The organism is Paraburkholderia sp. PREW-6R (assembly GCF_039621805.1).
In the GTDB taxonomy this organism is placed as follows: Bacteria; Pseudomonadota; Gammaproteobacteria; order Burkholderiales; family Burkholderiaceae; genus Paraburkholderia.
In genome coordinates, this window is sequence record NZ_CP155073.1 from 1870723 (window position 1) to 1884548 (window position 13826).

Sequence of the window (13826 nt, forward strand, 5' to 3'; positions counted from 1 at the left end):
GAAGTGCGATACGCCCTGCGCAGACCACTTCGCGGCACAGAAAACAGAAAGCCCACGGCACGACACCGTGGGCTTTCTCACTTCGTTCAATGCGTGACGCCGTAGCGTCAAACCGTCAAACAGTCACTGCATTCATTGCGTCTTCGGTGAGCCACAACGACTCGGCCAGATCCTGCTCGTTCAGATTGAGCCCGTCCCCGCCCCGATCGACAACGATGAAGTCGCTCACGTCGCCCAACGCGATCAGCGGATGGTGCCACACGCCTTTCGCGTAATTGACGCCCTGCCAGCCGCTCGTCACGAACGCGCGGATCTTCGACGCGTCCAGGTCGCCGGCCGGCGCCACCACTACGAGATACGGTTTGTCGTTCAGCGGCACGAACGCCTGGCTGCCGAGCGGATGCCGTTCCAGCATCTTCACCTCGAACGGCAGCACGCGCGGTTGCCCACGGAACAGGTTCACGAGCGTGCGACCGTTCTCGTCGGTGACGTCCACTTTCGCGAGATCGTGAAAGCGGATCGTGGTGCCGAGGTTGATCGGAATCTGCTTCGCCCCTTCGAGTTCGATGACGTCGCCGAACGCGGCGAACGCCTCTTTCGTCAACGGTTCGATGGCAAGTGTCTTCATGATGCGAGCGTGCCCCACAGACGCAGACGCGATACGCCGCCGTCCGGAATGATGTTGAAGCGTACGTGCGTGACCGGGCCGAGCGCCGCGATTTCGTTTTCGAAGTAGTGCTGTTTGTCCATCTGCAGCTTCTGCTCGCCGAGCAGAACCGGCCAGAACATGGCCTGCGTAACCAGCGAACTGTCGGTGCCGCCCGTCACGAACGCGGCCTGAATCGAACAGCGGTCCGGATAATTGCCCTTGAAGTGAGCCGTGTCGACTTCGATCTTGCGGATGATGCCCGGCTGCGCCAGCGCGACGATCGCCCAGTCGTTGCCCGGCTCGCGACGGCGCCGCGTTTCCCAGCCGTCGCCCATGTTCACGCCACGGCCCGGCATCAGGATCGTCGACGCAGCGCCGAAATGCTGATTGTTCGCCGCGACGAGATACGCGCCGTTTTCCATTGCGGCCAGATCGAACTGCTCCGTGCGGCTCGCGCCGGCCCAGTCCATCTGCGGCTGGCCATACACGCGCAGGCGTGCGATACCGCCGTCCGGATAGATGTTCACGCGCAGGTGCGTGTAAGCGTTCTGGTCGCTGACCTCGTGGTAGTGGTGGCTATTGCCTTGCAGCGTCGTGGACGGAACGATTTCGGTCCACTGCGTGGACTGGTTCGGCTGGCCGTCCACCACGCGCGCCGCTTCGACGGAAGCGGCCGGCGGGAAGTTGCCCGTAAAGTGGCTCGTGTCCAGATCGAGACCCTTGATGACGCCAGGGCGCGCAAGCTTGACGATGCACCAGTCGTAACCGGTCGCGCGCTTGCGGCGCGTTTCCCAGCCGTCCATCCATTTGCCGTGCTCGTCGTACTTGCCCGGAATGAAAACGGCCGGCTCCGGATTCAGCATGCGTTCCTTCGGTGCGAAGAAATCGTCGCTGGCCTCGAGCGCCTGTGCGCCCAGACGCGGGTCTGCCAGGTTCACGTAGCGGCGCGTGAAGTCCGGTGCGTTGGGGTCGAGAATCGGGAGTGCCATTTGTGTGTCCTTGATTGGTCAGTGCTGAAAAAACGATTCCGGCTCGTGGTTCGCGACGCGCACGGCAATCGCGCGAGCGACGCGCAGGCGTCGATCAGGCGTCGATCAGGTCGTCGAGCCGGAAACGTGCGATGCGGTAGATCTGATCGAGGCTCGCGCGCAACTCTTCGGCGCGGCTGTTGTTCACTCGCGCCTCGAAGTTCGCGATGATGCCGTGGCGATCGTAGCCGCGCACCGCGAGAATGAAAGGAAAACCGAACTTTTCGCGGTACGCGGCGTTCAGCGAAAGAAGCTTGTCGAACTCTTCCTGCGTGCATTGCGAGAGGCCCGCGCCGCTTTGCTCGCGCGTGGACTCCGCGGTCAGCTCGCCGCGCACCGCCGCTTTGCCGGCAAGCTCCGGGTGAGCGTTGATGAGCGCGAGTTGCTTCTCTTCGCCGGCGGTCTCGACAATGGCCGACATCTTCCGGTGCAATTCGTCGATGCTCGCAAAAGGCCGCTGTTGCGCGGCGATTTCCGCGACCCACGGCGAGTGCTCGAAAATGCCCGATAGCGCCGCGACGAACGCGTCGGTCGAGGTACTGTTGAGTTGGTCCAGTGTGTATTGCATCGCCTTCATGCCGCAGCCCCGCGGTTGGTGGGTTGGTAAGGGTGATGTTCGCGCCAGTGCCGCGCGATGTCGACGCGCCGCGTCACCCACACGCGATCGTGCTGTTCGATATGGTCGAGGAAACGTTGCAGCGCGCGGAAGCGGCCCGGGCGGCCGAGCAGCCGGCAATGCATGCCGATGGACAGCATCTTTGGCGCTTCGTCGCCTTCTTCGTAGAGCACGTCGAACGCGTCGCGCAAATAGGTAAAGAAGTGGTCAGCGGTATTGAAGCCTTGCGGACTGGCAAAGCGCATGTCGTTCGTATCGAGCGTGTACGGCAGGATCAGTTGCTGGACCGTTCCGCCACCCGACACGTCCACGTCCATCCAGAACGGCAGATCGTCGCCGTAGTAATCCGAGTCGTACAGGAAGCCGCCGTATTCGGCGACCAGCCGCCGCGTGTTCGGGCTGTCGCGCCCGGTGTACCAGCCAAGCGGGCGCTCACCGGTGACGCGCTGGATCGCTTCCATCCCGAGGCGCATGTGCTCGGCCTCCTTCTCCACCGGCATGTCCTGATAATGAATCCAGCGATAACCGTGGCATGCAATCTCGTGACCGAGCTCGACGAACGCGCGCGCCACCTCCGGATTGCGCTCGAGCGCCATGCCGACGCCGAAGACGGTCAGTGGCAAGCCGCGCTTTTCGAATTCGCGCAGAATTCGCCAGACGCCGACGCGCGAACCGTATTCGTAGATCGACTCCATGCTCATGTGACGCGCCGGATAAGCGGCCGCGCCCACGATTTCCGACAGAAACTGCTCGGAGCCCGGATCGCCGTGCAGCACGCAATTTTCGCCGCCCTCTTCGTAGTTCAGGACGAATTGCACGGCGACACGCGCCTGACCCGGCCAGTTGGCCTGCACCGGGTGGCGGCCATAGCCGATCAGATCGCGTGGGTAGTTCGGGTCGAGTGGCATGGTTTGACGAATGCGTGGTGACAGTACGGTAAATTCGCGTCGCACTCACGGTTTATGCGCGTGAGCGGTACGCGATGGCGTGCATGATGGGCGAACGTATTTCCGCGCGTGAGCTGCCAGTGTTTTTTCTGCAGCGGCTCATGCCGGCGCGGACCTCCGGGGCCCTTTCGAAGCTCTCGGTCCGCACCATCAAAGCGCTGTCGGACCGCCTTTTCAGCGCCCCACAGGTACTCGCGCCGAGTTGGACCAGTGTAGCGAAAAGGCCCGTGTGCGCCCATACACACGGGCAGATAGTGCGAGTCAGAGTGAATGTATGTGCGCAACGGAATTTATAGCGTTTACCCGCAACAAATCGTCGTTTTCTGCGCTTTTTTGGCCGCTTTCTTCTCCAGCGGAACAGAGACCTTCAATTGCTTCACGCGGAGGTCGCGGGTTCGGGTCCGTCTCGGGTGGGCTGAACGACGCCAGTTCGCCGTCGTAGCGCTTGGCAAGCGGCCTTGCGAAGTCGCCGCGCTTGGCAGTGGAGAGCCGCAGCGCGACCAGCGCTTCCGTCCATTTGACCGCCGCCGTCACCCCCTCGATCACCGGCGCCCCAAGCGCGTCTTCGATCTCCGCGCACAACTCGGCCATGCCCGCGCAGCCGAGCACGATCGCGTCCGAGCCGTCCTCGGCCAGCGCCCGCCGGCATTCGTCGAGGATGATGCGGCGCGCCGCCGAGCCCGGCTTGTCGAGGTCGAGCACGGCGACATCGGTTGCGCGGACGTTGCGGCAGAACCGCCGCATGCCGTAGCGCTCGGCGAGATGCCACGCCATCCCGCAGGTTCTCGCGAGCGTCGTCACGACGGAGAAGCCGGGCGCGAGCACGCTTGCCGCGTGCATCGCGGCCTCCGCAATGCCGATTACCGGGCCGCGCGCGAGTTCGCGGGCGGCATACAGACCGGGGTCGCCAAAGCATGCGATCACGTAACCGTCGCAGCCTTCGCGCTCGCCCGCCGCCACCTCGGCCAGCAAACCGGGCGTGGCGAGCGCTTCGTCGTAATAGCCCTCGATCGACGGCGGCCCCATGGTCGGATTGACCGCGATCACTTCGGTGCCGGGCGAAGCGACCTCTCGCGCGCAGCGGCCCATGGCGTCGGTCATCCGCTGCGTCGTGTTCGGGTTGATCAGTTTGATGCGCATATCGACTCCCTATTCCTTCCGTGTGTTCCCTCGACGTTTTTCCTGTGGCGTGCCGGCGCCTAGCGGGCGAGAAAGCGATAGAACAGCGCGGCCAGCCCGGCGCCAATGAACCACGAGAAATTGCCCAGCCCGTCGAGCGACGGCACCATCACGCAGAGCACCGCAATAACCGCCGCCGGCAACAGCGCGCCCACGGCGCGATAATTGACGCCGTTGCGATACCAGTACGAACCCGTCGGCGCGACCGTGTACAGATCGCCAAGCACGATCTTCTGACGCTTGACGAGGTAGTAATCGACGATCAGGACACCATACAAAGGTCCGATGAAACTGCCGAGCACGTCGAGCGTGTAATGGATCACTGCGGGGTTGTTGAACAGGTTCCATGGCGTGATGAAAATCGACGCCACCGCCGCGAGCATGCCGCCCGCGCGCCAGCTGATCAGACGCGGCGCAACATTCGAAAAGTCGAAGGCCGGCGACACGAAGTTGGCGACGATATTGATACCGATCGTCGCAATCGTGAAGGTCAGCGCGCCGAGTATCACCGCGGTCGGATAGTCGATACGGCCGACCGTTTCGACAGGATCGGTAATCAGTTGTCCGAACACAGGCAGCGTGGCGGCGGTCGTCACGACTGTCACCAGTGAAAAAGCCAGGAAGTTGACCGGCAAGCCCCAGAAATTGCCGCGCTGCACGCTGCGAAAACTTTTGCCATAGCGCGAAAAGTCGCCGAAATTGAGCATGGGCCCGGAGAAATACGACACCACCAGCGAGGTCGCGGTGATCATCACCGGAATCACCTGCGCGCCGTGATACTTCACGCCGCCCAGGTTGATGCCGATATTGCGCCACCCCGCTCGATACACCATGTAGCCCGCGAGAATGAACATCACGACGTAGACGGCGGGGCCGGCGAAGTCGATGAACTTCTTGATGGTCTCCATGCCGTTCCAGAACACCAGCGCCTGCAACACCCACAGCAGCATGAAGCCGGACCAGCCCAACGCGGAGAGGCCCATGAAGCCGTGATGATGGACATCCGCATAAGGCAAGAGCTGCGGCACGAATTTCAGCACGACGATAACGAGCGCGCTCGACGCCAGATAGGTCTGAATCCCGTACCAGGCGACGGCGATCAGACCGCGAATCACCGCGGGTATATTGGCGCCGAGTACGCCAAAAGTGGCGCGACACGCGACCGGATAAGGCACGCCGTTCGCCTGGCTCGGCCGCGCGATCAGATTGCACAACACATTGACGATCGTAATGCCGACGAGCAGCGCAATCAGCACCTGCCAGCTCGTCAGACCCAGCGCGAACAGGCTGCCTGCGAACACGTAGCCGCCGACGCTGTGCACGTCCGACATCCAGAAAGCGAAGATGTTGTATGCGCCCCACGTCTGCTGGCGCAGCGGCGCGAGGTCTTCGTTGTACAGCCGTTCGCTGTAGCCGGCGGGTATGGACGGGTCGTTGGGCGAGCCGCCCTCCCCGTAGCTGGGAATGCTGGGATTGCCGGGCGCCGTACTGAACTGAGCCATGATTCCTCCTTGAGATGGGGACCGTCGAGCGCATCGACGGACATTGCATCGGCCATGCCAGCGGCGCCCGTCTCATCTCATTGCCGTGTGTGCCGGTGAAGACGAGTCGACGCTGCTGTGTTGGCGATGCCGCGGGTGTCTCCGTACTGACTACTGGTTGGAATCGCACCGCCGGTGGCCGCGGATCGCCGGCAATGCGTTACTGCTCGGGTGCCGTCTTTCGCCGACGGCCGGACGTGCGCGGACCGGCGGCACTCACGCGGGGCCGCCTGGTCACGTCTCATGCGATTCGATCTGGTTCAGTTCAATTCAGTGCAGCACGCACCACGAACGGGCGCTTGCGTGGCGCTTGCCTGCGCTTGCCTGGCGTTTTGCCTGTGCCTCGCGCGGACTTTCAGCGTGGTGCTGACTTCGATGCGCCACTCAGTGCGCCGAACACTTCATGCAAATCCGCCGCTCCTCGGGCGGGACGCTCCAGCATCTTCAACTCGACGCTTTGCAAATGGCGCGACATCAGAGCCGCTGCTGCTTTTGCGTCGCCGGCGTCGAGCGCGGCGAGAATGGCTTCATGGTCCTCGAACGAGCACGGGCTGCGTCCGAGCGACTCGTACAGCGCGGAAATCAGTGTGGAGCGTGCGACCAGTCCATTCAGGCAGTCGCACAGCACCGTATTGCCGGTGAGACTGGCAAGTTCAGTATGGAACTCGCCCGACAGCCGGATCCACGCTGGAAAATCACGCGTTTCGAACGCCTTGCGTTCGCGGCCGATCATGCTGCCGATGCTCTTTAACCGCCGCACGCCGTGGCCGCTGCAAATCTTCTCCACTACAGCGAGTTCGATGATGCGGCGCATTTCGAACACTTCATGCACTTCCTGTAGCGACGGACTTGCCACGAACGCCCCGCGATTCGGTTCGAGATCGACGAGATGATCGGTCGCCAGTTGCGCGAGCGCCTGCCGGATCGGGCCGCGCTTCACGCCAAATACTTCGCACAACTGCGCTTCTGTCAGCTTGGCGCCAGGCGCGAGCCGATGCTCGAGGATCGCGGCGCGAATGCGCTCGGCGATTGCTTCGGGCTTCGAACCATTCACGGCAGCGAGATCTGTATCAGACATTCAATGTGCGTTCCGGTATGTTGGTCATCATAGGATGGACATAAAGATTGTCAACAATTTTTATCCTGAATTTTAACGATCGGCGATATGCACGGTCGTGCGGTAGCGTTCGGGATAGGCCCAGGCAATAGCCGTGGCCAAATTGGGCGAGCCACCATGCGTACAGGCGGCTGCGGCTGGACGCTATTTTGTCGACAATTTGACTGGACCTTTATACGACTGGCGGATGTGAGGGGATATCGACGGCTGACCGTTAGTTGCGAATTTAGTTATGAAAGAAGCAGGCTTGCTGCCCGCTTCCGCGCTGCCGTCCTCCTCGCGTTGCTACGCTACTACGCGAGGCAGGGATAATTCGACACCGTCAGCTTGAAACCATGCGAATCCGCGACCAGATGCGCGTCCGCGCCGACCGGCAAGGTCAGCATATTCGGCACATGCCCGAACTGCAGCCCGGTGATAACCGGAATGCCGATCACCGAACGCATCTGCTCGATCATCGTATGAAGGTCGTAGCCGTTGTCGTAGTCATAGGCTTTTCCCCCCGATAAGTCGCCGAGCACCACGGCCTGCTGCTGCGCGAGAATGCCGGACAGATGCAACTGGTACAGCATGCGCTCGACGCGAAACGGCTGTTCGTTGACGTCTTCCAGAAACAGGATGCCGCCCTGCACCGGCGGCAGATACGGCGTGCCGATCAGCGACGTCAGCACCGCCAGATTGCCGCCCCACAGCATGCCCGACACGTCGGCCGATTGCGCTTGCGGCGTGTTGCCCGTCACTGTCAAGCTGGGCTTCGTCAGCGCCGACCAGAAATGCTGCATCGTGAATTCGCTGACATTTTCTGCGCCGAAATCGCTCATCAGCATCGGACCGCCGAACGTTTTGATGCCCGCCCGGGCGAGCAACGCCATCTGGATCGCGGTGAAATCGCTATGCCCGACGAGCGCGACCGGCTGGTCGGCAAGGCGCCGCTGCAACCCCTCGTAGTCGAGGCCGTGAAGAATGCGCGTTGCCCCATAGCCGCCGCGCACGGCCAGCACGATGTCGGGCAGCGCACGCGAGGGGTCGGCGAGCCGGTTCAGATCGGCGGCGCGCTCACCATCGGTGCCGGCAAAACGCTGGTAACGACGCCGGGTCGTTTCCACGCCCCCCACACGATGCCCTTGGGCGTGCAGCCGATGCAACGCACGGTGCAGCACGTCTGGATCATGCGGGTAACCCGATGGCGCAATCAGTTCAATAGTGCGATGGACGGTCATGTCGCGAGACCTGCTGGATATTGTTGTGTCAGAGCGGCTGGCTGGGATCGACTTCGGCTGATGCCGCGAGACCGGCTGTTTGGTCAGCCGTGATGGCGTCGTTCGAGACAAGTGTCGCACCGGCTTTGCGTGGCTGTTCCGCTTCGGCCGCGTCGACATCTGGCTGCGCGCGGGTCGCTGCGCGCGCCTCGCGGATCGCGCGCCGCCGCTCGGAGAAGAACGATTTAAGCGCTGCGCCGCACTCGGCTTCGAGCACACCGCCGGTCACGGACGTGTGGTGGTTCAATTGCGGATGGGCAAACGCGTCGACCACGCTGCCGCACGCGCCGGTTTTCGGATCGCGTGCCCCGAACACGACGCGCGCAATCCGCGCGTGCATGATCGCGCCCGCGCACATCAGGCAAGGTTCGAGGGTCACGTAAAGCTCGCAGCCCGGCAGCCGATAATTCCCGACGACTTGCGCCGCCGCGCGCAACGCGACCATTTCGGCATGCGCGGACGGATCGTGAGCGCCGATCGGATGATTAAAGCCCGTGGCGATGACCTCATTGCCGCGTACGAGCACCGCTCCGACCGGCACTTCGCCCGCTGCGCGCGCCTCCTCGGCGGCGGCCTGGGCGAGCGCCATGAAGCGCCGATCGCGCTCGGAAACGGCAGTTTGCGAAGTGGGCACAGTAGGCCCTGAACTGACAGGCGCCGCGGTGGCAGTGTCCGAAACGCCGGCGCCCTCCACTGCGGATCGGCGCGCAATTCGCGGACCGGAATGCGCGGAACGCTGCGTGGGCGTAGCAACCGGTTCAGCGCGCTCCACGGCTGAAGCGTCCACCGACGCGGCAGGAACCAGGGGCTCGCTCACTGCGAACCCGCGTCTGCGGTATTGAGATTGCCGACGCGCTCCGACAGACGTTCGGCGATTCGCCGGCAATACTCGCGCGGCACGACCAGCGGGCCGCCGCGCAGCGACTCGAGCGCCATGTCGAGCGCCAGCATGCGTGCCTGGAGTCGGCAACGAACCGCCTGATCGCTGACGGCGCTCAACTCCGCTTTCAGATTGCGCAACGCGCGCAACTGTTCCACAGCCGGCGGCGCAAAACCTGCATTTTTTAGAATCCGGTTAGCGACACGCACTTCTTCAGGCACCAGCGCATCGTCGTCCCAAGCCAGCGGCGCACCCGCGCCGGGCAAATCGTCGAACTCACCCCGCGCGACGGCGGCGGCGATTCGCTGTTCGACTAACGCATCAAGCAATTTCATCTGCGATCCACTACGTTGCGGCCCAAGCATTCTATCAGGGAGCGTGCAGCGGGCTTCAGCCTGCGATCGATGAAATCTTCTGGTTTTCAGATTTTGCGTATTTGCGTGACACATGGCGTGCTTTAGCGTGAGCGCAGTGCAGCGACGCCCAAACCGCAAGCAGCAAGCGGCCGACCGCCTATCGCCTATCGCCTATCGCCACAAGCATTCGTTCGACGACCCATGCGGTGGCCAAGCTCGTTTTTCACACTTTCAATGTCGACTCCTTCATGCGATCCCTAGCCTCTCATACTTGCCGGGGTAAGCGGCCAACCGCCAACGCTGCATGCCCAAGCCGCTGCAGACACCAGGCAATAACCGGTGACCGCCTGTCTGTTCGTACTAACGGTCATGTCTTTCGCTTACTGCTCGCGGTAGCGGCGCTGTCTGTCGCGCTTTCCGGCTGCGGCGTATTCTGCAGCGGCGGGGGCGGCAGCGGCAGCCACTTCGCGGGCGGCTGCGCGACGTCGCTGCGTTTTTGACGCGGGACGCCACCTGTGTCCGCTTTCTACGAGAGCGGCACGCAAGCACCGGTTCCAGCGACCTCGCGAGCAACTCCCTTCGCCGCGCGCATCACGTCACCCGCTTGCCGCCAGCGGCCATCGACCGAGCGCGACGTGGCGGCTCCGTCCGAGCAGGCTATGCATGAGCACGACCTCCCGCACATTCCATGCGAACGCCTCAACCGTCCGCTCGTCGATCCAGGGCATGCCGTAAGCAAGCGTGACATGCGGCGTGTAAGGCACTGACTCGCGCGCTGCATGACGCTCGAAACCCGCCTGATCAAGCGCCTGACCGAGAATATCGTGAAGCACGTGGAGCCCGGCCGCGCCTTCGCCGCCGCAAAGCACGAGCGGGCCGGGCCGCGGCTTCGATGCGAAGCTGACCACCCTGTCGAACTCCACGCTAAACGGCGCGATTGCTGCAGCTGCGGCTGCGGCCGCGCTCATCGCTGCGTCGACCTTGGGCCCAGGAAGTCCGCCCACAAAATTGCCAAGGTGATGCAACGTGACGTGCAAGCGGTTCGCCGCGAGCGGCTTGCTCCGCGAGCGCGATTGTTCGCGCAACTGCTGCGCCAGTTTCGCGATGCCCGCAGCCGTCGCAGCATTCGGATACACCGCAAAAAAGAGCCCGTCCGTAGGAACGGGAGGCGCTTCAAGGCCCGGCAACCACAGCTGTTCAGGCATCGCGCCCCTGAATCGGTGAAACATGCATATCGACCAGACTCCTGTGTTGGCGCAAGTTCATGCACCGGTTTTTTAAGCAATTCGCCGTCAGAGAACGAATCGCGCGAGGCCTACTGGGCGCCACTCCCGCCCTGCCCCCGGCCCATTGCCTCGTCGGGCTATAGTGCGTCGAGGTCTGCGAGATACACCTCGGCCTGCTGCAGCGTAGCGTGCCGCTCTTCGGCGCCCAACTTTTCCCACAGTTGATAAGGCATCTTCAAACGAGGATTACCACTGAGCAATGCGCGATGACGATCGTGGAAATGCCAGTACAAACTATTGAACGGACATGCGCGCTCGCCGTGACGCCGCTTCGGGTCATACGCGCAGCCTTTGCAATAGTCGCCCTGCTTGCTGATGTACGACGCCGCCCCGCAATACGGTTTGCTTCCAACCACTCCGCCGTCCGCGAACTGACTCATGCCCCGCGTATTGGGCATTTCGACCCACTCGAAGGCGTCGACATAAATGCCGAGATACCATGCGTCGACTTCATCTGGATCACAACCTGCAAGCAGCGCGAAGTTACCAGTCACCATGAGTCTTTGAATGTGATGCGCGTATGCGTGCTTTAGCGACTGCCCAATCGCATGCGCCAGGCACGCCATGCCCGTGTTGCCGCTCCAGTACCAGCCCGGCAACGGACGCACCGCACGAAGCGCATTCTCCTGCCCATACCCCGGCATGCGCGCCCAGTACACGCCCCGAACGAATTCGCGCCACCCCAAAATCTGGCGAATGAAACCCTCCGTGCTCTCCAGCGAAACGGCGCCGCGCCGATAGGCACCCAGCGCGGCGCGAATCACCTCGAGCGGATGAAGCATCTTCACGTTCAGCGAAAACGAAAGCAGCGAATGAAACAGTGCCAGCGAACGGCTGGTCAATGCGTCCTGATAGCGGCCAAAGTGCGGCAGCGCTTCGCGGACAAACTGCGCAAGTCCTGCACGCGCCTCGCGACGGGTCAATGGCCACCGCACTTGCCCCTCGTTGGCGTCCCCCATGGTCACTACGCCGGCAGCCACTATTTCGTGCCATAGATCACTCAGGTCGTGAGCCGGCCACCTCCATGCGGGCGCCGCCGGCGACCCGGGCCATTTGGCCCGGTTGTCGACGTCGTAATTCCATTTGCCGCCCTCCGGCTCGCCGCCGTTCGCCAGCAGAATACCGAAGCGTTGGCGCAGATCGCGATAGAAGTACTCCATGCGGGGCACCGCGTGTGCAAACGCCGTCTTCAGCTCGCTCCGGTCGACCAGAAAATGCTCGCTCCCCACGACGGTTTGCGCAAGCCCGCATTCAGCGGCTGCCGCGTCGAGCGCCTGTTCGACCCGCCATTCGTCCGCCTCCATCCGCTCGAACCGAGTGGCGCCGACGGAGTGCGCCACCTGACGTAAATTCGCGGCGAAACTCTGCCCATTGTCCGCGTCGCCGATCCGGAAATAACGCACCTGATGGCCCGCCGCCTCGATCGCGGCCGCAAATCCGCGCATGCATGCAAATAGTGCCAACACTTTTTGCGCGTGATGGTGCGCGTAGTCCGTTTCGCTACGAATTTCCATCATTACGTACAGCACGTCGTCACGCTGCTCGCGCCACCATGAATGACCGGCGTTCAGTTGGTCGCCGAGCACCAGTCGCAGAATCATTGTTTTGCCTTCCCGCTGTTGCCTGCGGTTTCTTCCAGACGTTCCCTTCCGTTCGCCGTACTGCCCTCACGCCCGTCAAAACCTAAAAATCACTTGCACTCACTGCCCGCCCACGTACAATACTGTACATCCATACAGTATGGGCGGCAACGTGGAATTGCTCAAGAAGCTCGAAGTTCTGGCAGACGCAGCAAAATACGACGCGTCCTGCGCAAGCAGTGGCGCGCCTAAACGCGGCTCGCGCGGAATCGCCGGTCTGGGCGCCAGCACCGGCGCCGGGATCTGTCACAGCTTTACGCCGGACGGGCGCTGCGTATCGCTGCTAAAAATTCTGCTGACCAACTTCTGTCTGTACGACTGTCAGTATTGCGTCAATCGCCGTACCAGCAACGTGCCGCGCGCGCGATTCACGCCGGAGGAAGTCGTCGACCTCACGCTCGACTTTTATCGGCGCAATTACATCGACGGGCTGTTTCTCAGCTCGGGCATCATCCAGTCGTCCAACTACACCATGGAGCAATTGGTGCGTGTCGCGCAGTCGCTGCGGGAAGACCATCAGTTTCGCGGTTATGTGCACCTGAAAACCATCCCGGACGCCGACCCACAGTTGATTGCGCAAGCGGGCCGCTATGCGGACCGTTTGAGCGTGAACATCGAACTGCCGACTGACAGCAGCCTCGCGCGTCTTGCGCCGGAAAAGGACGTGCGCACCATCAAGCTGGCAATGGGCTCCATCCGTCTGGCACAGGAGGAAGCGCAAAGTGAAACGAAGGCCCCGCCTTTTACGCCGGCCGGACAGAGTACACAAATGATCGTCGGGGCCGATGAGACGAACGACCACACCATCCTGCAAACAGCAGAAACGTTATACGGTTCGTACAAGCTCAAGCGCGTTTACTATTCGGCGTTCAGTCCCATTCCCGACAGTCCGTCTGCGTTGCCGGCACAGGCGCCGCCGCTTCTGCGCGAGCATCGGCTTTACCAGGCGGACTTTCTGCTGCGCGGTTATGGCTTCAGTGCTGACGAATTGTTCGGGCAAACCGGCAACCTGTCGCTTGAAATCGATCCTAAGCTTGCGTGGGCGCTCGCGCATCGTGAGAGCTTTCCCGTGGACCTGAACCGCGCTCCACTGCGCATGATCGCGCGCGTGCCGGGCATCGGCATGCGCAATGCCAAACGCCTCGTCGAACTGCGGCGCTCACGCCGCGTGCGCTACGACGATCTGGTGCGGCTTCGTTGTCCGATGGAAAAGATCAAGCCGTTTGTCGTCACACAGGACTACCGCGCGGCCATGCATGACGCGTCGTCGGAGCGGCTGCGTCGCGTGCTAACGCCGCCACCGGTGCAACTAGCGTTGCTGTGAGAGC

At 62.6% G+C, this 13826-nt stretch carries 13 protein-coding genes; 1 reads left to right on the forward strand and 12 read right to left on the reverse strand.

Annotated elements, in window-relative coordinates:
* Window positions 1-115: 115 nt before the first annotated feature.
* From AAGS40_RS08080 to AAGS40_RS08135, 12 genes are all read right to left on the reverse strand, one after another.
* A complete protein-coding gene (locus tag AAGS40_RS08080; RefSeq protein WP_345810765.1) occupies window positions 116-628 on the reverse strand; it encodes an ureidoglycolate lyase in 513 nt (170 codons plus the stop codon).
* On the reverse strand, window positions 625-1638 hold the full coding sequence (gene alc, locus AAGS40_RS08085) for an allantoicase (protein ID WP_345810766.1): 1014 nt from the start codon (window positions 1636-1638) through the stop codon (window positions 625-627). Before alc ends, AAGS40_RS08080 begins: the two co-directional genes overlap by 4 nt.
* A gap of 94 nt (window positions 1639-1732) precedes the next feature.
* Window positions 1733-2254: a 2-oxo-4-hydroxy-4-carboxy-5-ureidoimidazoline decarboxylase gene (gene uraD / locus AAGS40_RS08090; protein WP_345810767.1), complete on the reverse strand. Its 522-nt coding sequence runs from the start codon at window positions 2252-2254 to the stop codon at window positions 1733-1735.
* Window positions 2251-3201 (reverse strand): allantoinase PuuE, encoded by a 951-nt coding sequence (gene puuE, locus AAGS40_RS08095; protein ID WP_345810768.1) that lies wholly within the window; start codon window positions 3199-3201, stop codon window positions 2251-2253. Before puuE ends, uraD begins: the two co-directional genes overlap by 4 nt.
* Before the next feature lie 300 nt (window positions 3202-3501).
* Window positions 3502-4380: an aspartate/glutamate racemase family protein gene (locus AAGS40_RS08100; RefSeq protein WP_345810769.1), complete on the reverse strand. Its 879-nt coding sequence runs from the start codon at window positions 4378-4380 to the stop codon at window positions 3502-3504.
* A gap of 59 nt (window positions 4381-4439) precedes the next feature.
* Window positions 4440-5921 (reverse strand): NCS1 family nucleobase:cation symporter-1, encoded by a 1482-nt coding sequence (locus AAGS40_RS08105; RefSeq protein ID WP_345810770.1) that lies wholly within the window; start codon window positions 5919-5921, stop codon window positions 4440-4442.
* A gap of 394 nt (window positions 5922-6315) precedes the next feature.
* On the reverse strand, window positions 6316-7038 hold the full coding sequence (locus AAGS40_RS08110; RefSeq protein ID WP_345810771.1) for a GntR family transcriptional regulator: 723 nt from the start codon (window positions 7036-7038) through the stop codon (window positions 6316-6318).
* A gap of 332 nt (window positions 7039-7370) precedes the next feature.
* The gene (gene ldcA / locus AAGS40_RS08115; protein ID WP_345810772.1) at window positions 7371-8297 is read right to left on the reverse strand and encodes a muramoyltetrapeptide carboxypeptidase; all 927 of its coding nucleotides are present in this window, start codon (window positions 8295-8297) and stop codon (window positions 7371-7373) included.
* Window positions 8298-8325: 28 nt separating this feature from the next.
* Window positions 8326-9153 carry a tRNA adenosine(34) deaminase TadA gene (gene tadA / locus AAGS40_RS08120; protein ID WP_345810773.1) on the reverse strand — a complete coding sequence of 276 codons (828 nt, stop codon included), beginning with the start codon at window positions 9151-9153 and terminating at the stop codon, window positions 8326-8328.
* Window positions 9150-9551, reverse strand: a complete 402-nt coding sequence (locus AAGS40_RS08125; protein WP_345810774.1) for a DnaJ family domain-containing protein — start codon at window positions 9549-9551, stop codon at window positions 9150-9152. The genes tadA and AAGS40_RS08125 overlap by 4 nt, the downstream gene beginning before the upstream one ends.
* Window positions 9552-10168: 617 nt before the next feature.
* Window positions 10169-10777, reverse strand: a complete 609-nt coding sequence (locus AAGS40_RS08130; RefSeq protein ID WP_345810775.1) for a 2'-5' RNA ligase family protein — start codon at window positions 10775-10777, stop codon at window positions 10169-10171.
* 158 nt (window positions 10778-10935) lie between these two features.
* The gene (locus AAGS40_RS08135; protein ID WP_345810776.1) at window positions 10936-12459 is read right to left on the reverse strand and encodes a cryptochrome/photolyase family protein; all 1524 of its coding nucleotides are present in this window, start codon (window positions 12457-12459) and stop codon (window positions 10936-10938) included.
* Between the two features lie 151 nt (window positions 12460-12610).
* On the opposite strand from AAGS40_RS08135, the gene AAGS40_RS08140 reads away from it, so the two are divergent.
* A complete protein-coding gene (locus AAGS40_RS08140) occupies window positions 12611-13822 on the forward strand; it encodes a putative DNA modification/repair radical SAM protein (protein ID WP_345810778.1) in 1212 nt (403 codons plus the stop codon).
* Window positions 13823-13826: the final 4 nt, after the last annotated feature.

Excerpts from the sequence above, each read along its gene's own strand:
- puuE (WP_345810768.1), bottom strand. The coding sequence starts at position 3,201 with ATGCCACTCGACCCGAACTACCCACGCGATCTGATCGGCTATGGCCGC.
- AAGS40_RS08110 (WP_345810771.1), bottom strand. The coding sequence starts at position 7,038 with ATGTCTGATACAGATCTCGCTGCCGTGAATGGTTCGAAGCCCGAAGCA.
- AAGS40_RS08125 (WP_345810774.1), bottom strand. The coding sequence starts at position 9,551 with ATGAAATTGCTTGATGCGTTAGTCGAACAGCGAATCGCCGCCGCCGTC.
- alc (WP_345810766.1), bottom strand. The coding sequence starts at position 1,638 with ATGGCACTCCCGATTCTCGACCCCAACGCACCGGACTTCACGCGCCGC.
- AAGS40_RS08080 (WP_345810765.1), bottom strand. The coding sequence starts at position 628 with ATGAAGACACTTGCCATCGAACCGTTGACGAAAGAGGCGTTCGCCGCG.
- AAGS40_RS08105 (WP_345810770.1), bottom strand. The coding sequence starts at position 5,921 with ATGGCTCAGTTCAGTACGGCGCCCGGCAATCCCAGCATTCCCAGCTAC.
- uraD (WP_345810767.1), bottom strand. The coding sequence starts at position 2,254 with ATGAAGGCGATGCAATACACACTGGACCAACTCAACAGTACCTCGACC.
- AAGS40_RS08130 (WP_345810775.1), bottom strand. The coding sequence starts at position 10,777 with ATGCCTGAACAGCTGTGGTTGCCGGGCCTTGAAGCGCCTCCCGTTCCT.
- AAGS40_RS08100 (WP_345810769.1), bottom strand. The coding sequence starts at position 4,380 with ATGCGCATCAAACTGATCAACCCGAACACGACGCAGCGGATGACCGAC.
- AAGS40_RS08135 (WP_345810776.1), bottom strand. The coding sequence starts at position 12,459 with ATGATTCTGCGACTGGTGCTCGGCGACCAACTGAACGCCGGTCATTCA.
- ldcA (WP_345810772.1), bottom strand. The coding sequence starts at position 8,297 with ATGACCGTCCATCGCACTATTGAACTGATTGCGCCATCGGGTTACCCG.